The sequence below is a fragment of the Microcoleus sp. AT8-B5 genome (genome assembly GCF_036705565.1).
Taxonomy (GTDB): Bacteria; Cyanobacteriota; Cyanobacteriia; order Cyanobacteriales; family Microcoleaceae; genus Microcoleus.
Genome location: NZ_JAUBUY010000009.1, coordinates 104,992 through 123,769 on the forward strand (window position 1 = coordinate 104,992; position 18,778 = coordinate 123,769).

Below are 18,778 nucleotides of genomic sequence, written 5' to 3' on the forward strand. Positions count from 1 at the left end.
TGGTCGGGAGTTAATTAATCAGGGTGCATCTACTAATTTAGTCTCCGGTTCGAGGTGCACCTGTTCGGGACAGTTTGGGAAAATTTTGGGAAATTCGTGGTTTGGGGTGCGATCGGCAAAAAAAAACCCCAAACCAGAATTGGCGGGGAGTTAATTAATCAGGGTGCATCTACCAATTAAGCTTCCTGAGAATTCCAGCGCAATCCGGACAACCTCAAACTTTATTCAGCATCACCGTCGATATCGCAAAAAAAAACCCCAAACCAAAATTGGCGGGGAGTTAATTAATCAGGGTGCATCTACCAATTAAGCTTCCTGAGAATTCGAGCGCCATCCGGACAACCTCAAACTTTATTCAGCATCACCCTCGATACCGCAAAAAAAAACCCCAAACCAAAATTGGTCGGGAGTTATTTAATCAGGGTGCATCTACTAATTTAGTCTCCCGCCCGATGTGCACCTTTTCAGGACACTTTGGCAGAATTTTGGAGAATTTGTGGCGAGGGGGGGCGATCGACAAAAAAAACCCGGCCAAAATTGGTCGGGAGTTAATTAATCAGGGTGCATCTACCAATTAAGCTTCCTGAGAATTCGAGCGCAATCCGGACACTTACCACTAAAAACTCAAAACTCTTTTCGGTGAACCAGAGTTGCACTAGCTTGGTCTGTCGGAACTAGCAAGATTTCGCTAATATTGACGTGGGGCGATCGCGTCGCGCAAAAATACACGACATCGGCTACATCGTCCGCAGTCAGCGGTGTCAATCCTTGATAGACATTTTTTGCTTTTTCTGCATCGCCGTGAAACCGGACATTGCTAAATTCTGTTTCCACCAAACCAGGCTCTATTTCTGTCACCCGCACTGCTGTTCCCAAAAGGTCTTGTTTCAACCCTTCAGAAATAGCTCTCACTGCTGCTTTGGAAGCGCAATAAACATTACCTTTCGGATAAGCTTGGCGGCCTGCTATTGAGCCGATATTCACTACGTGGCCGCGGTTTCGGCTTACCATTCCCGGCACGATCGCACGAGTCATGTAAAGCAAGCCTTTAACATTGGTATCAATCATTTCTTCCCAATCTTGAAAGTTGCCTTCGTGCAGTTTGTCTAAACCACGGCTCAATCCCGCATTGTTAATCAGAATATCGATGTTTTTCCAGGCATCGGGAAGCGCAGTTATCGCCGATTCGACTTGCGGGCGATCGCGCACGTCCAATTCTAGTAAATAAATCTCGTTTGCCGATGCGATGGATTTTGTTTCTACAAGTTCGTTTGCCAGTCGATCGAGCTTTTCAAGGCGGCGGGCTGCTAAAATTAGTTTGGCTCCACCTTTGGCGAATATCTTGGCACAGGCTGCTCCAATACCGCTACTCGCACCTGTAATGAAAACAATTTGGTTTTGGATAGAAATCATACGATTTTAGATTTTAGATTTTAGATTTTAGATTTGGGAATTGGGAATGACTAATGAGATAAGGCTTTGGATATTTCATACTGTCAATTCAACATAATTCTTGTAGTGACGAGTTTAGGGACTTCAGTCATTTCTCTTCAAGATTTTCTTGAACCCGCCACTACTAAAATTACCCAAATAATACCATCCCATAAAAATGCAACTGTAGACCAGCGCTCCAAACATTTAATTCATAAGTTATTCCCCATCTAAATCTAAAATCTAAAATCTAAAATCTAAAATCTAAAATGGTATAACCCATAACACCTATTTTATTACTTGACAACCCGCAATCGCACACTAACCGTTGCAATTCCACCTTGTCGCATCAAAACTGCTGAAACCCACCGATTTTCTGGCGTAGCCGGAGCTTTACCTACTTTAAAAATTCCCCCGGCATTTAGCAACTCTAGCTCGACTTCTGAGGGATTAAAAAAGGTTTTTTCGGTAATTGGTTCCTCCAAAACAGTCCCTATTAAAATATCATCGCCGATCGGCTCTCGAACAATGGCATCAAAATGGTACTCTTCGCCCACCTTAACTTGCTCCGGCAAATTCACTTGAATTGTGGGAGGATTTTGGCCAGAAGTAAGCTGAGTTTGTTCGGCTAAAATCTCTTGACTAACTATTTTTTCGCCTTCAAAGCGCTGCTGGGAACGGATGGTAGCTTTGAGACTTAATTCTCTGCCATCCTTTTTTTGAGTGCCGGCAATTGTAGTTATGGTTTCTGCGAGAATCGCGCTACCTTCGGTTTTCCAAGATTTGATCTCGGTGCGATAATTTAAACTCGGATATCGATCCCAGAGTTGGGTGAGGGCTTTTTCCATGCTGCGACTGTTTAAGCCGTCAGAATGAGTGAAATTCTGGCTGTAAAATGCCATCACTGCTTTGACATCGCGTCGGTTGGCGGCGGCGTCAATTTCTGTTAGCACCTTTGTGAGTGGGGCTGGCGCATTTGCTCCTGTTTGGGCGATCGTTTGGGGAGTCGCCCCGATCGCACCGATCGCTCTTGCCGCACCTTGATGCAGCACGCCAGCACTTACCACTGTTAAACATAACAATATTTGAGCGATCGACTGCCCGCCGTTAAAGCCAAAAACGATCGCCCGTTGGCGCAGCCCTCGAAGCGGATCGGCTTTTTCGTCCCGACGGCTGGAAAAATACTGAGATGCACTTGGCACTAAATTCAAAAAATTACGCATTAGGTGATAATTTGGTTATTTGTCAGGAGTCGTGGCGCGGGCAACTGTTCGCCTGCAACGAAAACTGACAACGGAAGGACGGACATGGCACAATCTAATTTTAGATTGCTGATTGAAAATTGGCTGAAACTGCCGGAATAATAAGCATAATAATCTAAAACCTCAAATATAAAATTGATTGACCTGTGGAACTTGTACTTGTAAAAAAAACAAAAACCTTGACAAAAGCCCCCCTCCGGTTGTTGGTTGCAGCTAGCGGCACTGGTGGACATTTATTTCCTGCGATCGCCACCGCTAGTCAGTTGAACGACTGTCAGATCGAATGGCTAGGAGTCCCAGATCGCATGGAAACCGAATTAGTTTCATCCCTTTACCCCCTCCACACGATCGCCGTTGAAGGCTTTCAGCAGCGATTTGGACTAGGTACTGTGCGAATTTTGGGCGGACTCGTCGGCTCGATCCTTCATGTGCGGAAGTTGCTCAAAGCGGGAAATTTTCAGGGAGTCTTTACTACCGGCGGTTACATCGCAGCACCAGCAATTCTAGCGGCTCGCTCTTTGGGTTTGCCGGTGATTCTCCACGAATCTAATGCCATTCCGGGGAAGGTGACGCGCTGGTTTAGTCCTTTGTGCACTGCTGTGGCGATCGGATTTGAAGCAGCAGCCCAGCATTTACCCCGCGCCAAAACGGTGGTGGCTGGTACGCCGGTGCGATCGCAATTCCTCGCCCGCCAACCTCTAAATTTGCCAATTCCTGACAGCGTACCTGTTATTTTAGTCATGGGTGGCTCTCAAGGTGCTGTCGCAGTCAATAAGTTAGTGCGCGAGTGTGCTCCGGCTTGGTTTGATGCCGGCGCTTGGGTGGTTCACCTCACCGGAAATAATGACCCGGATGCCGAGAGTTTGAAACACGAGCAATATTTGTCAATGCCATTTTACGACAATGTGGCGAGCTTGTTGCAGCGAGCAAATTTAGCAATTAGTCGATCGGGTGCCAGTGCTCTGACAGAATTAGCAGTGACGGGCGTACCTTCTATTTTAATTCCTTTTCCTCACGCGGCTGACGACCACCAAAGATTTAATGCGGATGTATTTGCTAAAGTCGGCGCCGCTGTGGTATTCCGTCAAAGCGAACTGACAGCAGATGTCTTGCAAAGCAAAGTGTTGTATTTGTTAAGAGATTCCGAATATTTGGAAAAAATGTCTCAAGCTGCTTCTAAATTAGCGGTGACAGACAGTACAGAACGTTTGGCAAATTTGGTCAGGGAATTGGTGGTGAGGTAGCGAAAATTGGACACCGCCACTAATTTAACGAGTTCTTTTTAATGAGGGTAAAGCGTAAAACCCCTGTCCAACCAAATAACATAAAACACAGCCCCATCCCGATAACCAACCATTGGAGCCTTCCCGCAAAACCGAAAAGCAATAAAATTTACATCATCCTTAAGATGGCTGGGAATAGGTGCTCTAATGGAACTTCGGGCTATCTTCTCGTAGCCCAATCCGTGACGGGGACAAGCATTAATCTCACTCCAGGTAAGCTGATTTAATTTGTAGAGCGTATCTGCAAAAGCAGCCTTTTCATCTTTTGTGCATTGAGAAAGAGAGTAATCTTTATTCATGTATCGCAAAGAAAATAGAGGTGACTCCTGCTCTGGCGGTAAATCAACAATTTCTCTAGGTGAAATCCTTTTCCCTTTTTCTTGGCGTTGATTTGCCTTAAGATGCTTCTTCACAATTGAGTTGAGTCTTGAAGTATTTTTTCAGGGATTGATGAGTAATTTTTCCGCTATTTTGAGCAGCAAGTTTCCAGGGATATTCTTCGTGTGTCATGTTCCTTAACTTCCATGCAGCAAACTGCCCAAACACAGAGTAAACTTCATCAAGCAGGCTCTTAGTTTTTTCTTCGTAAATCGAAAAGTCTATATATTCAGGACGTGGAATTGCACCAGTACCATACTTTTTATAGTGACGGTACAAATCAGGAACAACGGGCCCGTGAGTCCATGCTTCTATGGCTTCAAGAAATAGCGGTTCATCGTACAAAGCTAAATGAAAGCCTTGAGCATAGTAAACCAATTTCTGAAGCTTGAGATTAGATATCAGATCGCCAGCATCTTCACTTGCCTGAGCCAAAAAGTATTCGGCTGCATCATAACAACTCAGCATAACTTACTTGGTAGTCATTAAACGGCAAAACTAGAACGAGATTTTTTTGACACTCCCGCGACTCAAGCAGACTATATTTGTCTGGAGACGTTTTCACGGGGAATTGCGAGCCGTGTCACTTTATTTACATTATACTATATTTTCTCAATCTATGCCATATTCAATTTAACAAAATTAACTACCGATTCTAATCCTTCCTTTGTCTTCAAGTTAGTAAAAACAAAAGGTTTCTCCCCCCGCATTTTTTTCGCGTCCCGTTCCATCACGCCTAAATCTGCTCCTACATAAGGTGCGAGGTCTGTTTTATTAATTACCAACATATCAGATTTAGTAATTCCTGGCCCGCCTTTGCGCGGAATTTTATCGCCTGCTGCGACATCGATTACGTAAATTGTTAAATCTACTAACTCCGGGCTAAAAGTTGCCGCCAAGTTATCGCCGCCGCTTTCGACAAATACTAAATCTAAATCAGTGAATTTGTGTTCTAACTCTTCTATAGCTACTAAGTTTATCGAAGCATCTTCGCGGATGGCTGTGTGGGGACAGCCTCCTGTTTCTACGCCCAAAATTCGATCGCTCTCCAAAGCTTGACTCCGAACCAAAAACTGGGCATCTTCCTGAGTATAGATATCATTAGTAACAACCGCAATCTGGTATTGCTGTCGCAGCGCTTTGCACAAAGCATCCAGTAAAGCTGTTTTCCCCGAACCAACTGGCCCAGCAATTCCTACACGAAAAGCACCCATAGCGATTTTAGATTTTAGATTTTAGATTTTAGATTTTCTGATTTTCTGATTTGGGATTTGGGATTGAGGGATTTGGGATTGAAGGATTTTCAACTGCGAAACAACCGAGTGTACTGAGTTTCGTGCGCCATGCTAGCCAGTCCTAATCCCCAACTGCAACTCCCAAGCTCATCATCTTCTAATTTTAAAACTTCTTGCGCCGTACAGCTAATTTGAGACTGCAAATCTAACAGCAACTGTTGACCGGCTGTTTGACCGAGGGGAATCAGTTTCACGCCCGCACTCGCCAAATTGGCAGCCCAACTGTACAAATATCCTAACACGGCCGCTTCCTCTTCAATCTGCCAGTTGGCGGCGGCAATGCCAAAGCCGATCGCAAAATTGCACGGATTGCCGCCAAATTCCACCAAATCTTTTACACTTGTTGTTAACCCAGAAGCAACGGGCGATTCCCTGCGGGATAGCTTCGCTTCACGCAAATCCAGCAGCAACCTCACCAAAGTCCGCCCCATTTGCCAACTTTGCAAGCGCAACTCTTCTGTTTCCTTAGCAGCCGTCGCCCAAGCATTCCAGTAATTCAAAGCCGTCAAATCCCCCATCTGTGCCGCCCTCAAAGCCCTTACCACCACAGCGGCTTCTACTCGCACAGCCCCGAATTGCAGCGAATTTTCTAACCAATTCCTCAAAGTAATCTCGCTGTCGATCGTACCGGTTTCTACCAGACTTTCGATTCCCTCAGAATAACTATAAGCTCCCACAGGTGCAAAAGCTAACTGCAACAAAGATAAAAGTTGATTGTTCACTGTTGACTGTTGACCAAGAATTTGTTGATGGTACCCGCCACGTGATTTATCCGGGGAATCAATCGAAAATCGAAAATCGAAAATCCTCAAGCCCCCGAATTTATCTCGCGCAAGTCAATCCAAAATCTAAAATCTAAAATCTAAAATCTAAAATCTAAAATCGAATGACTGTTGACTGTTGACTTCTTGCTTCTTCAATAGCCGAAAGCAATTTAGTCATAAGCCCTCGGATTTATCGGTGGGAGTAAATCTAAAATCTAAAATCTAAAATCTAAAATCTAATGGCTGTGCCCGTAAGCGCCCATTTCCGGCTGAAACGGCACAATTTCCTCTGTTACTTCCAAACCCATTTTTTCTAGCATTCCCTGCAACACAGAGTCGGGAGAAAGCCTTAAATAATTATCGGCAACTTCTAAAGCTACGTGGCGGTTTCCTAAATGATAAGCCGCCCGCATCAGTAGCAGCGGGCTTGAGGCCCGCGCTGTCAGCACGAGTTCGGGTTTTGCACTTACCAGTACCAAACAGCTACCGTCTTCCGACTGCAATAAATCTCGATCGCGCAATACTGTACCTCTGGGCAAACTCAGGTGCAGCCTTTCCCCCGTTTCTGTCTCGAATCGGTGGCGGCTGCGAGTGCGATCGTCCGCTGTCATTGGTAAAGTAAAGCTGACAACAGCATCGGGATTTGCTGGTAAATGTTTTGTGAATGTTAGCATTTTTCTATTCTATTCCTCAGAACCCTTCACTTTACATCGAGTTTTTGAGGAATATCTTTTTTATAGCCGAAGGAATAAGGAAGACCGAAATTGCCATTTTCAGCTCATGTTTCAGGAATTAAAAACGTTTTAATCGTCTTGGCGATCGCTATATCTCATTGCGATTTACAGCCAGTTGAAAAATATTCATCTCTCTGAACCGCTCCCGTTCTTGTCTGTTTACCACATTTTTGTCATCTTGTCAAGCATTTTATCACAGACGATCGCCCTTTTTTCAAAAAATTTTGCATATCGTCTAGTAACTCGAACAATTTAAATCTCCAATATATTGTTGGGGGGAGGTAGCGCTTAGGCATCCTGCCTGCCATTAACAAGCTTTTATGGAGAAGTCTAATAGAACGGGAGAGGAAGAAAGACTCAAACCCTCAAGCTTATTGATTGCCCGCTTGTTGCAGTCGCAGCAGTTCGGCTTGAATTCGCTGTTTGACTGCCGGGTCCGCTTGCTGGAGCAAAGTAAGCTGGTTGAAGCGACTAACTGTCAAACCATTGGTTTCGATAACTTTTTTAGCTTGTTGGCAGTAATTCACCGCGATGCCGCGAACACCTCCAGACAACCTATTAATTTGCTGAGTTTCGTTGCACACTACTCTGGGAACCGATCCCCCAGCCATTCCTTTAATTTCGTTATAAGCTTCCACCCGTCTGGGTTCTATTGCCAACACAGCACGAGCGTAGCTAGTAATTTCTTGGCTGCTAATTTCTTGAGCTTGGGCTGCCGATCCGAAAACGAGGTTTGGGGATTGTCCATACAAACCGGGCGCCCATCCGCTAGCTAAAGCTGCTGCAGAAATGATGCCTGCAAACAGCGATTGTCGCAGCATCCGGTTAATGCCAAATTTAGAGGTGTTTAGTGAGGTGTTCATGGTCGTCGGTGATTGCTTACGTGTAGATAAAAATGACACAGCGCTTGGAGGCTCAATCTTTTTGAATAATGTGGTGGCTAAAAAGTTCCTGCCTAGGAGTGACTATTTTGAATTCCAGCAGGATGCTTTGGAAGTTGCTACGACGATCGACTTTTTAGCAAATTAGATAATTTGATTCATTCTAGCATCTGTGGGAAGTTGACAATATTCAAACTTGAGATAGTAATTTTAATTACAGAGCGTTCCCGAGTTGCCAGAGGCAATAATTCTCAAAACGCAAATATTAAATAATTCTAAAAGTTATTGACAAATTACTCGCCTTAATTAGTCTAATCAAGGTACGCCCTAGCAAAGCTATCTTCCCGCCAGGGTTCCCGTTCCCCGTAGGGGTTCCCGTAGGGTAGGGTAGGGAAGCGCCTGGAAGGCTAGGTCAATCGATTTTAGATTTTAGATTTTAGATTTTACAATACTTCGGACAGTTTTTGATTGCCCACCGTAAAATAAGGGTTTCAGGGCGATTGGACAATCAAGCTGCCAACCGAAAATCAAGGGTTTCACACTATGAGATAAAAATATTCCGCACTATTGATTTTAGATTTTAGATTTTAGAATTGAAGCATTGACTTGCGCGAGATCAATTCGGGGGATCCTTTATCGGATACAGGTTTTTTATTTCTGGACGGATTCATCACGTGGCGGGTATCCTGGATGCGAGGGGGTCAAATTTAGCAGCAATCGCACTCCTCAATTGCGGCGATGATTTATCTAATGTTAAGCGATGGTGCATTTGTCGATCGACAAAATCCCCCACTGCTTTGGCTGCTGACGACGCCCAAGCCGGAACAAAAATCATGTTTTACTACCCGAAGATAGAGACAGCAACAGGGTACTAGACATTAAAATCTTGTTATCAAAATGCGCGCTATCTGTTTTTGGCAGTCAACGCGCAGGCGTGGGATTCCAGTTCTCGCTTCCTCCAGTTTGGGGCTGTGAAAACTTGTCTGGGAGTTAGCCAGAAACCTGGTTTTTCTACGAAATAAAATCGTTACAGCCACCAGCAAAAGCAGACAAACCCGGAAAGCTGGAATTTTTGGGGCTCAGTTTGCTTGTCATCTCGATCGCAGATAGCGATTTTGTGCAAGCATTATCGTAGCAATTTAACAATTATTAATTACCCATTGCCCATGAAAAGTCAAAAAGAAATTTGGCGAGTTATTCTCGCAGTAGCTATCAGTATTGTAGGCGTGCTGCACTTTGCAGTACCCGCACCTTTTATCAGAATTGTGCCGCCCCAGCTTCCTTACCCGGAAGCATTGGTTTATATCAGCGGTTTTTTCGAGATTTTGGGCGGAATTGGGCTGTTAGTTCCTCCTGTCAGCAGGGCGGCGGCGTGGGGGTTAATTGCCTTGTTTATTGCCGTGTTTCCAGCTAATATCAATCAAGCCGTCAACAACATTCCGATAGAAGGGATTCCCCACAACCAATTACTGTATTGGTTGAGGCTGCCTTTTCAAGCTGTCTTCATTGCTTGGGCCTGGGTTTATACCAAACCAGACGAAGGTAAACCCCGGGCTTCTATAGTTCCAGATACAACAGAAAACGCCCAATGAAGCAGTTCGACTACTCTGTGGATTTTAAAAACATCGACTTTAGACAGCACCCGGAACTTTATCGGGTAGGGAAAGGAGAACAGGGAGTGCTGTTGGTTGAACCATACAAAGGAGAAATTTTGCCTTTCTGGAGATTTAAGACTCCTGAAATTGCCAGGGAGTCTAGCAGCAAAATTTACTCCTTGTTTTTAGAGTATCTCGATGCCGATGATTTTGTGGGAGCCGACATGGCCCGCAAGTTCTTGCAGATGGGGTACACTCGATCCCGTCGCTACGCTAACCACAAAAGCGGCCGAAAATACCAGCAAAACCCTCAAAAGCTGAAGTCTGTTGCAGAGCAAACCGCCGCTCGAAAAGATATTTTGCCGCTCGAAACTGATCCGGTGAAAGCCGAATCCGCCGCCATTTTTAAAGAGAAATGGATGCTGGCTAAAATCAACGAGAAATATCTCCAGCTTTTAGCCAGACATCGGCAGATGTACGAATCTTAGTTAGTCAACGCTGAGGATTGACATACAGTTACCAAGAAATTGGGTCTAAAGCCCCGTCATAAGCTTGACGGCTTTAATTAATTATCAACTTTTGTTAATTGTTTTCTTGAACTTTCTTGCATTGTGTTCATTGTAGAGTAAAATAACTAGACTACAGGTAGAATAACCGCCGATACACATGAGACACCACGCTCAAACGACAGGTCGGAAAACAATAATGGTTAGTGGGTGGCGAAAACCACGAAAAACATAGCTGGGCTAACTAATGTAAGCCAAAATCAGAGACTAAACTTTTTATTTCTAAAATGTACTGTGGGGCACACAGAAACAAGAGAAGCAATTCTCGAAAGCTTGGGGAGACAAACCCTCGCGAGGCTATCTAAATTAAGCTCGATATTTGGTTCTTTTGAACGGATACCTGGTTTAAACACTGCCACAAGGATAGATAGTTTTAAGGTATGTCGCAGAACCAAGAATCCCCTCGCCTTCAGGCAGGGGAGTGTCAAAAAAACTCAGGACTTAGACTTTAGCCCCGTCGGCAGCAGTGTAGTTGTGCTTGCCTATCGGGGCCTGCTCTATTTGCTTGACCCTACTATTTACTCGTCATCTTCTTCCGTCTGCCACTGTCGCCAAATTTCAAAGGCATTAAAGCCCCTGTATTGCAGGTAATTCAAGACTTTGCCCTTGGTTTTCGGATCTGCTTTACCCCAAGTATCGATCTTGTATTTCCGCATGACTTTGGCTTTTAATTCGGCCAGTTTTTCTGCTTCGGAGTCCTGATTTTCTGCAATTTCTTCTTCCCAGACTTGCTCGAACAAATCGTTGGTAATTCCTTTTTGCAGGCACTTGCGCTTGATGGCAGACTTTCCGTATTTGCCTGCTGCAGAGGCGATCGAGTTTGCCACCAAGCGAGTGTCAGACTGATAGCCCCGGTCTTGAATTTGCGCGATCGCCTCCAATATTTCCTCATTGCCAAAACCTTTCTCTTGCCCCTTTTTGCGAAGTTCAGAGGCACTGTAGTCTTTGCGAGACAAGAGAAAATAGAAATAGTCAAGACAGCTCATCAGTTAAATCGAAGGGTGGCGCGCAAATACTCGTGTAGCGAAGCCAAATCCAGTAGCCTTGCTATCGGCTGACTGCATCGAGATCGCCTCTATTCTTCTGTATCCTCCTCTTCATCATCCAATTCCACATCCGGTCTGTCCACATCGATCTGAATCAAGCGAATGTGCTTGTATCCGAGCTTAATTTCAAACTCGTCTCCCGGCTTTAATCCCATTTCTTGGGTATAATTTGCCCCGATCACGATCGAACCATTCTTGTGAACGCTAGCTCGATAACTCGCTTCTCGCCCGCGTCCGTCTGCTTTAGACTTCTCTAGCTCAATGCCCTTAGCAGCTAACACTGCATCGTAAAACTCAGCCAGATTAATCCGGGTTTCTCCACTTTTGCTGACAGTGAAGTAGCCGCAAAGCTTCGCAAGTTCTCTGCGTGGCAAATCACTGCCTTTGATTTTTTGAAGCAGACCTTTTCCTGTTAAGGGTGCTGTAGCTGTTTCTGCCATTGACCGTACCTCGCTTATTGGACTTTACTTATATCAATTACAACACATTAGATTAACTTTGTTTCACTGTCAATACTAATAATTCTGAATATTAAGATTCTGGATAAATTTCTGCGGCCTCAAGACCGGGGGTGCAAGTAAGGATGCTCGAAGGGCGATCAATTTGCTCCTCGCGGCCCAAATCCTTGTGTAAGCCTTGGAGCGATCGCGCGGGGAATTATTGTCGCAAATTAAATGCTTTACTTTTTTACAGTAAAGTCTGTTCCCTGCATTCACCAATCCCCGATTGTGTCTGCGGTCAAGGTCAAAATAAGACAGCCATGAATGGAAATACCTAGAACGCGGCCACTGCAAATCTGCCGAAAGCATTTACCGGCGCGGGGTTAACTTTTACCTCAACAAGACGAGGCAGCACTTGTTCTCGATGCCACTGCCAGCTACTTGTAAATTCTATTTTTACGGCTGGAAATCCCCTCAAAACCCCAAATACCAACGAGCAATCTTCTATTAAGGTTTTGGGCATATAACTTGCACAGAACGCAGTCTGGGGAAGGCAATCCGGTAAAAATTGCAGGAAATTTCACCGGTTGGTTGAACGGGTTTAAGCTAAAACCCGACTCCATGGGCGCGGCGGCAGAAACATCGGGCAGCCACTAAGAGGAGAATAGTTTTGATCGGGCGAGATTGCTTCGCGACTCTTAACACTTCGCCACGAATCAGTAGATTTCTAGGGGGAACTGGCGAAAATCTTCCTCCTCGGGCCCCAAGCCAGAGAATTTGAGGTTATTTCCACAGGGGAATTGAAAAAGACCGAGTTTAATGCACAACAGCTTAAATGTTTGATGCACTACAAATTAGCAGCGGTTCCCGACATGGAGTTTCGATGGAAATGTATTGGTTTCGAGTCGTGGCCTGTAAACTGCCATACTCTCAAAATTTATGCACCAACTGGAGGGGCGCGTCAATCGATTTTAGATTTTAGATTTTAGATTTTAGATTTAAGCCTTGACCCCACGGATAAATACGTTCGGCAAGTTTCATCGGATACAGGTTTTTTATTTCACCGGTCCTGAGTCTGCTTTCGGCATGAATCACGTGGCGGGTATCCTGGATGCGAGGAGGTCAAACTCACAGCCGCTTCCATAATTAATTATTGTTAAATAAGCGCGCTGACGGTGAGGACGTTCTTAATTGTGGCAACTCTGGCTTTTATTGTCTTGTGCCGAATGAGGAATGCTCGTGCTGCCGAATCAGCCCGCTCAAAAACGCAGACAAGCCACCGACTCCTGTCGTGGAGAGATCAAAATTTTAGACTCTTGTTCCATTTCCCAGATTTATCTGTGGAGTAAATTTAAAATCTCAAATCGTTCGACTCAGGACTCAAGCCGAGGTCTAAAATCTCAAATCGACTGACGCATTCTATGATTAAGCAGTCCCGGACTTACTTTCTCGACGAGAAACCCAGTTTCTTCCTCGATGCTTAGTTGGGCTGCTGCTTATTTTCGGTAAAAACCGACTTGATGAAGGTAAGTCCGAGATTCGATCGAGCAGTATACTTTCGATCGCTTTGCCAGCGGCAGCCGATCGCGAATGGCCAGCAAAAACCCCACCCAGTTTGGAGCCAGGCCAAGAGAGTCTAAATTCAGCATTGCAGTGGGCGATCGCTTTTAGTGACGTTGTTGCAGGTAATTTTGCGACAGGGGAGTCCGTACCGCCGGCAGTAACTCTTCTGGTTTCGGACCTCGCTGGTTCGAGTACCGCCACCCAAAAAAGCCAGCACTAAAAGCAACGGACAACAAGCAAAGCATCAGGGTAACAGATTTTTTCAGCCCCGGTTTTTTTAACGGTTTCTGAGTCGATGCAGCGGCGCGAGTTGCTTGGATCGCTGAACACTCAGAATTAGGAATAGAGGAGGGCGAAGCCGTCGGTGAGTTCGGTGAGTTAGTAGCATCCGCTCGATCGTTCTGGTGAACCCAATCCCTACGATCTTTTAATTGGTTGGGATATTCCCAGACTTCGCCGTCAGAATTGTCTGACTCATGGGATCGATTCGCTGGGATTGGGGGGTATTGGGCGATCGCCGAAACCGAAGACGGGGCCTTCCATTCTGTACCCGCGAGCGCCGGTGGCGTTCCCGGCGCGATTATGTGCACCATAGAACCGGATGTCGCGCTGTGGGCTGGCGCGCCGGTCAAATAGCCGTCAAAGTCCGGGTGCTGATAGAGAATGGGCAAAGCCCAGTATAGCTGGTGAGAACCGTAGGCAGAAATTAGCCCAGCTCTGGCACGGCTCAGGCTGAGATCGACTGGATAGCCTTGATTGAGGTTGCGGTAAAACAAACGCGTGAGAGTTAGGGCTACATCGTCGGGGATGCTTTCTGCCATTGCTAGCACTGCCGGAATTCCACGCTTGACTAGAGCTTCGGTTAAGTTCCGTTCCGGGCTGTCGTCCGCGAGGTCTGAGGGGTCGCCGTAGGCGCCGCGGCAGGAGTTGAACACGGCCATCTGAATACCGTTGTTAACGAGCAATCCAGCTAAGTCGTCGCCACTGAGGGTTTCGGTTAAGCCGGTGCGGCTGCTGACTAGGTAGAGTTCCCCACCTCTGGAACCTAAGTTGCTGTGGCCTGCGTAGTGCAGGACTTGGTAGTGTCCTTGTTCTAGGGCTTGGGTAAGTTGTTCTCGATCGGGCTGTTCGAGAATAGTCAGTTGAATTTCCGGGCAATGGGGGCTGTTTTTGAGAGGATGACCGGTGCGGTTTTGGAGTTCTTGCTGCAAATGGAGCACTTCTCGCTTGAGCTGCAAGCTGTCTCGATCGCTCGGAGAGGCGATCGCCATTAAAATTTTTAGTGGCCCGCCACTAGGCAGTATCCGGGTTTGCTTGAACAAACTTGTACCTGGTTGGTAGCGAGAAAATACGACATCGGTGCCGGTTGCCAAAGGGCGATCGCCGGCGTGCAGAACTTCCCACGGCAGTCGTGGCAAGCGCCGGCCTTTGAGTCCGAGTCGCAGTTGCAGCACTTCTCGGCGGTGCTGGGCTATGCCTTGAGCGCAAGTCCAGCTATCGCGCAAGTTTCCTTGAAACAGCCCGCTGTATAATTGTTGCCCCAGGGCTACTAAATTCGGCGCTGAGTTGTTTCCCGAACGGGAGAGGCCGCGACCGGCAAAACTGCTTCCCTGTACTGCTTTTCCCTGGAGCAAGCCCACCAGCGGGTCGTTCATCAGTTGAGCAGACAGTGCCAGCCATTCGTCGATCGGCCAGCGGACTTGTTGTTCGGCTAAGGGTACACCGGGTGCAACCCTTTCTGTCCGCACTAGATATTCATCGTCCCCAACGGGGGTGACTGAGAGTTGAAATTCCTGGCTCACCGATTTAGCGCCCTCCCGCCTTAATTCTGAATTTGCCTGCGTTTTTGCGGCTAGCAATAGCGCTCGGCAACATATTTTTTACTCTTCCAATCAAAGTTTCTGAATGCGCTTCCCCCGATCGGGCGATCGCTAGGGTCATGTATATTTGTTCAAACACTTTGAGGATATAAAAGTTGTACTTTAATAACAGTTTATTAGTTTTGATTGCCCTGTGGCTCGGTGAAAGCCGAATTTTCTCCAATCTTGCTATCTTTAACATTTTGCACCTCTACCGCAGACCCCTTTAGATTCGTCGTGAACTTGAGTTTCTCATTGCTGAGTAAAGTTAAATTGGAGGCACTTTACCAGGCGGATCTCTAGTTCTTATTAAAATTACTTCGGCTCTCGCCAACCGGTTTCAGGGCAATATCGCAGGCAAATTTGAGTATTTTATTTTTTTGGGAGAGGGGTCGATCGGTCTTTACCGCTTATCCTGTACCACCAACCCCCCATGTGTAATCTTGATTTTGTGTCAATTAATTAATTGGTCAGCCCTGGGTTCTCATCCGTAAGCCCTCCGCCCTCATCCTTAAGACCTCCGTGGCGATCGATAATCGATACTTGACCATCGATTATTCCTAATAATTTATTGCTAATTTACCGCTTTCATGATATAGAAAATTTTTAATTTAACTGTTTTAATCGAGTTAAAGTTAAGCAGCAAAAATAAACATCAGCAGCCAAGAACTCTCAACAATACAACGACCATAAAATTGTTCCGGTACTCTCAAGCAACTCTTTTTTTGGCATCTAGAGGATTACCCCTCATCAGGCCGGTTTCTCGGAGAATTATTGGACTTGGTAGCGAAGCCGTTACAAAACAACAGGGTTGGGCAGCCTCGCCGTGGGTCATGCCCGCTCAAAATGCCGAGCTTGCAACAGTCACCAAAAACTACTTCTGCGTCACATACCATTTGAAAGCAAATCTTACAATCTGCCTGAAGATAGATATATTTTGGCAGAACTCTTAGTATTGATCCGAAAAAAAACTCAGTTCGCGAGGTTTCCTCGAATGAGAGAAAATTGTGCCACTAAAAATTAGAACAAATATTTGGTCGGGGGAATTATCTAAATTTCTAATTAATCATCGGGAACTAAAATTACGAGGGTGCTGTCGTTTAGTCAAGAGATTCAAATCCTAGGTCAGGGAAGGATTTGTCAAAGCTGGGAGTGTTACAAAACTTCAATACACCCAGCCTAGATCGGAAAAAAAGCAAGGGTAGAATTTGGGGGACAGAGGTTTTGGGTAGTTATTTAGGAGTTGTCAGTTGCGAGTTTAAATTCAGCTAATTCACTGTAGAAATTACGTAGAAACTCTACAGGCAGGGGCCCTTCGGCGCAGCTTACTGTAGAAAATACCGAGAACATCTTAAAAGCTCGGAGCTTCGGCGTAGCACTTACAGTGTAGGTTGCGGATTAATTGATTTTGGTACGCAATGGCAGAATATAAAACTCGCAAAATAGCGAAAAAAACCTTGCAGTTTAAGTGGCATCTATAATAGTAAAGATGAGGAAACCAGCTCCTATAGGGGGCGAAAGCATGAAGTAAAAAAAAAACTTCTGCAGCCTCCTGTTTGCTGATAAATTGATTCTAAGAAGCTTACCATTTTTTGGGAAATATCAACAATGGATGAACTAACGTTGTTAGAAGAAGGAGCGGGAACACTTTTTCCCGCTCAAGATGAAACACAAAAGCCAGTCGGGGATTTAGGCGACGACAGCTCTACAATTTCCGATGAGGAGTTAGCCGAGTTAATTCAGATAGCGCTCACCGAAAACACCGACGGCATTACCACCACATTTCCAGCTCTGTCTAACGGCGTACTGGAAGAAGGTGCTGCTGATGACAGCCAAATGGCGGAATCTAACGGCGTACTAGAAGAAGGTGTGGGCGACATAGATGACTTAGATGATGACAGCGGCATCGATCGCCGCCGAACCGTCGTCGGTACCGATGACGATGACTTAATTGTCGCCACCGGCGAACAGGATGAGATATTCGGCAAAAAAGGCAAGGACAGAATCAAAGGAAACCGAGGCAAAAAAAATAAAATCTTCGGCGGTAAAGATGACGACGATTGCGAGGGCGGCGATGACGACGATGAAATAAGAGGCGATCTGGGCAAAGATACCGTCATGGGCGGCAACGGCAACGACACCCTTAACGGCGGTAAAGACAACGATACCGTGATGGGTGGCAGTGGCAACGACATCTGCGAAGGCGATGACGGCGATGACTGGACCCACGGCAACGAAGGAGATGATGACGTTGACGGCGGCGCCGGCAACGATACCGTCTATGGCGGCAAAGGCAACGACGATTGTGAGGGCAGCGAAGGCAACGATGCAGTCAGGGGCGACACAGGCAACGACAACGTTAGCGGCGGCGACGGCAACGATACCGTTAACGGTGGCAAAGATAACGATACCGTGATGGGCGGTGCCGGCAGCGACGTTTGCATGGGTGACGACGGCGACGACAGCGTGATGGGCGGCGACGGCGACGACAGCGTGATGGGCGGTGCCGGCAACGACGTTTGCATGGGTGACGACGGCGACGACAGCGTGATGGGCGGCGACGGCGACGACAGCGTGATGGGCGGTGCTGGCAACGATACCCTCGTGACTGGCGACGGCAATGACATGGCAGACGGTGGCGACGGCGACGACAGCGTTAGCGGCGGCGGCAACGGCGACGATACGCTGATGGGCGGCGAGGGCAACGATACCCTGATGGGCGGTACTGGCAACCATACCTGTGTCGGCGGTGCTGGAGATGACGTTTATGTCGTGAGTAACAGTACCTCTGGGGCAAAAGCAGTCATCACTGACTACACAGACGGCAGCGACAAATTTCTGCTGTTTGGCGACTTGAACTTTAGCAGCTTGACCTTTATACAAGTCGGTGGCGATACCGAAATTCGGGTCAATAACTTTGCCTTGGCGCTATTGTTGAATGTCAACGCAACGCTGATCACTGCTGGCGACTTTTTGGAAGTTAATCCTGAAACTCCAACTCAAACTCAAACTCCAACTCCAACTCCAACTCCAAGTCAAACTCTCACTCCGATTTTTAACCCTCCGCGAGTGGAAGCTAATAATAGCTTGACTGCTGGTTCCAGCGGCGGCGAGCAAACTATTACTTCTGAGTTGTTGCGGTTTGTCGATGACGAGCAAGGTCCTAGCGGCACAGTCTTCAAGTTAACCGAGCTACCCGATGCTACAACCGGCCAACTATTGTTTAATGGAGTCGCCGTAACACAAGTCGGTTTTACCTTCACTCAAGCAGACATTAACGCAGGCTTGGTAAGGTTCAAAGCGACAGTAGGTTTTGTCGGTGCGCTGAGTTTTGGTTTTGAAGTTAGCAACGGCAAACGATCTCTCACCGGCCAGCGTTTTAGCTTGAACATCGAGCAAAATGTCTTTAAGTTTAGTGGCACTACAGCACCTCAAGTTATTGTCGGTTCTGCGACGCTGGATAACGATATTGAAGGCAGCGATGGTGACGATAACATTACAGCCGGCAAAGGCAAAGACAAAATCATCGGCGGCAAAGGCAAGGACACAATTAAAGGCGGCGATGGCGATGACGATATCGACGGCGGCGATGACGATGACGATATCGAAGTTGGCCTAGGCAAAAACAAAATAAAAGGAGGCTTGGGCAAAGACAAAATTCAAGGCGGCGATGACGATGAC

The 18,778-nt window shown here is 46.4% G+C and carries 20 protein-coding genes; 5 read left to right on the forward strand and 15 right to left on the reverse strand.

The genetic code is table 11. The annotated features are described in order from the left end of the window. Positions 1 to 624 precede the first annotated feature (624 nt). Together QUB39_RS08780 and QUB39_RS08785 are read right to left on the reverse strand one after the other, a co-directional pair. A complete protein-coding gene (locus QUB39_RS08780; protein WP_333209538.1) occupies positions 625 to 1,413 on the reverse strand; it encodes an SDR family oxidoreductase in 789 nt (262 codons plus the stop codon). Positions 1,414 to 1,727: 314 nt separating this feature from the next. Beyond that, complete coding sequence (locus tag QUB39_RS08785; RefSeq protein WP_333209540.1) at positions 1,728 to 2,654, reverse strand: nuclear transport factor 2 family protein; 927 nt, start codon at positions 2,652 to 2,654, stop codon at positions 1,728 to 1,730. 218 nt (positions 2,655 to 2,872) lie between these two features. Between QUB39_RS08785 and murG the strand changes: the two genes are divergently transcribed. Further along, entirely contained in the window at positions 2,873 to 3,937 is a 1,065-nt protein-coding gene (murG, locus tag QUB39_RS08790) for an undecaprenyldiphospho-muramoylpentapeptide beta-N-acetylglucosaminyltransferase (protein ID WP_333057435.1), read from the forward strand. A gap of 38 nt (positions 3,938 to 3,975) precedes the next feature. Here the strand turns inward: murG and QUB39_RS08795 are convergent, their stop codons facing one another. From QUB39_RS08795 to QUB39_RS08820, 6 genes are all read right to left on the reverse strand, one after another. Then, a complete protein-coding gene (locus tag QUB39_RS08795; protein ID WP_333057436.1) occupies positions 3,976 to 4,389 on the reverse strand; it encodes a hypothetical protein in 414 nt (137 codons plus the stop codon). Further along, positions 4,373 to 4,822 (reverse strand): type II toxin-antitoxin system antitoxin SocA domain-containing protein, encoded by a 450-nt coding sequence (locus QUB39_RS08800; RefSeq protein WP_333057437.1) that lies wholly within the window; start codon positions 4,820 to 4,822, stop codon positions 4,373 to 4,375. Before QUB39_RS08800 ends, QUB39_RS08795 begins: the two co-directional genes overlap by 17 nt. Positions 4,823 to 4,971: 149 nt before the next feature. After that, positions 4,972 to 5,568, reverse strand: coding sequence for an urease accessory protein UreG (gene ureG / locus QUB39_RS08805; protein ID WP_333057438.1), 597 nt, complete (start codon positions 5,566 to 5,568; stop codon positions 4,972 to 4,974). An 89-nt stretch (positions 5,569 to 5,657) separates the two neighbouring features. After that, on the reverse strand, positions 5,658 to 6,371 hold the full coding sequence (locus QUB39_RS08810) for an urease accessory protein UreF (RefSeq protein ID WP_333057439.1): 714 nt from the start codon (positions 6,369 to 6,371) through the stop codon (positions 5,658 to 5,660). A 278-nt stretch (positions 6,372 to 6,649) separates the two neighbouring features. Further along, positions 6,650 to 7,087: an urease accessory protein UreE gene (gene ureE, locus QUB39_RS08815; RefSeq protein ID WP_333209546.1), complete on the reverse strand. Its 438-nt coding sequence runs from the start codon at positions 7,085 to 7,087 to the stop codon at positions 6,650 to 6,652. Between the two features lie 431 nt (positions 7,088 to 7,518). Further along, the gene (locus tag QUB39_RS08820; RefSeq protein WP_333209548.1) at positions 7,519 to 8,010 is read right to left on the reverse strand and encodes a DUF4168 domain-containing protein; all 492 of its coding nucleotides are present in this window, start codon (positions 8,008 to 8,010) and stop codon (positions 7,519 to 7,521) included. On the opposite strand from QUB39_RS08820, the gene QUB39_RS08825 reads away from it, so the two are divergent. Further along, the gene (locus QUB39_RS08825) at positions 8,009 to 8,176 is read left to right on the forward strand and encodes a hypothetical protein (protein ID WP_333271249.1); all 168 of its coding nucleotides are present in this window, start codon (positions 8,009 to 8,011) and stop codon (positions 8,174 to 8,176) included. The genes QUB39_RS08820 and QUB39_RS08825 overlap by 2 nt on opposite strands. A gap of 522 nt (positions 8,177 to 8,698) precedes the next feature. Here the strand turns inward: QUB39_RS08825 and QUB39_RS08830 are convergent. Further along, positions 8,699 to 8,863: a hypothetical protein gene (locus tag QUB39_RS08830; RefSeq protein ID WP_333057443.1), complete on the reverse strand. Its 165-nt coding sequence runs from the start codon at positions 8,861 to 8,863 to the stop codon at positions 8,699 to 8,701. 331 nt (positions 8,864 to 9,194) lie between these two features. Here QUB39_RS08830 and QUB39_RS08835 point away from each other — a divergent pair, with 331 nt between their 5' ends. Both QUB39_RS08835 and QUB39_RS08840 read left to right on the forward strand, forming a co-directional pair. Continuing rightward, positions 9,195 to 9,620, forward strand: coding sequence for a DoxX family protein (locus tag QUB39_RS08835; RefSeq protein WP_333209550.1), 426 nt, complete (start codon positions 9,195 to 9,197; stop codon positions 9,618 to 9,620). Continuing rightward, complete coding sequence (locus QUB39_RS08840; RefSeq protein ID WP_333057445.1) at positions 9,617 to 10,111, forward strand: DUF4385 domain-containing protein; 495 nt, start codon at positions 9,617 to 9,619, stop codon at positions 10,109 to 10,111. The genes QUB39_RS08835 and QUB39_RS08840 overlap by 4 nt, the downstream gene beginning before the upstream one ends. Positions 10,112 to 10,707: 596 nt before the next feature. On the opposite strand, the gene QUB39_RS08845 is transcribed toward QUB39_RS08840, so the two are convergent. From QUB39_RS08845 to QUB39_RS08870, 6 genes are all read right to left on the reverse strand, one after another. Then, positions 10,708 to 11,175: a regulatory protein RecX gene (locus QUB39_RS08845; RefSeq protein ID WP_006634375.1), complete on the reverse strand. Its 468-nt coding sequence runs from the start codon at positions 11,173 to 11,175 to the stop codon at positions 10,708 to 10,710. An 89-nt stretch (positions 11,176 to 11,264) separates the two neighbouring features. Then, on the reverse strand, positions 11,265 to 11,675 hold the full coding sequence (locus tag QUB39_RS08850; RefSeq protein WP_015177612.1) for an AbrB family transcriptional regulator: 411 nt from the start codon (positions 11,673 to 11,675) through the stop codon (positions 11,265 to 11,267). Between the two features lie 334 nt (positions 11,676 to 12,009). Beyond that, the gene (locus QUB39_RS08855; RefSeq protein ID WP_333057446.1) at positions 12,010 to 12,198 is read right to left on the reverse strand and encodes a hypothetical protein; all 189 of its coding nucleotides are present in this window, start codon (positions 12,196 to 12,198) and stop codon (positions 12,010 to 12,012) included. A gap of 973 nt (positions 12,199 to 13,171) precedes the next feature. After that, entirely contained in the window at positions 13,172 to 13,324 is a 153-nt protein-coding gene (locus QUB39_RS08860) for a hypothetical protein (RefSeq protein ID WP_333057447.1), read from the reverse strand. Between the two features lie 18 nt (positions 13,325 to 13,342). Beyond that, positions 13,343 to 15,040 carry a CHAT domain-containing protein gene (locus tag QUB39_RS08865; RefSeq protein ID WP_333057448.1) on the reverse strand — a complete coding sequence of 566 codons (1,698 nt, stop codon included), beginning with the start codon at positions 15,038 to 15,040 and terminating at the stop codon, positions 13,343 to 13,345. 4 nt (positions 15,041 to 15,044) lie between these two features. After that, positions 15,045 to 15,299, reverse strand: a complete 255-nt coding sequence (locus QUB39_RS08870; protein ID WP_333057449.1) for a hypothetical protein — start codon at positions 15,297 to 15,299, stop codon at positions 15,045 to 15,047. A 1,406-nt stretch (positions 15,300 to 16,705) separates the two neighbouring features. On the opposite strand from QUB39_RS08870, the gene QUB39_RS08875 reads away from it, so the two are divergent. After that, positions 16,706 to 18,778, forward strand: a 2,073-nt coding sequence (locus QUB39_RS08875; protein ID WP_333485047.1) for a cadherin-like domain-containing protein, incomplete at its 3' end; no start/stop codon positions are given.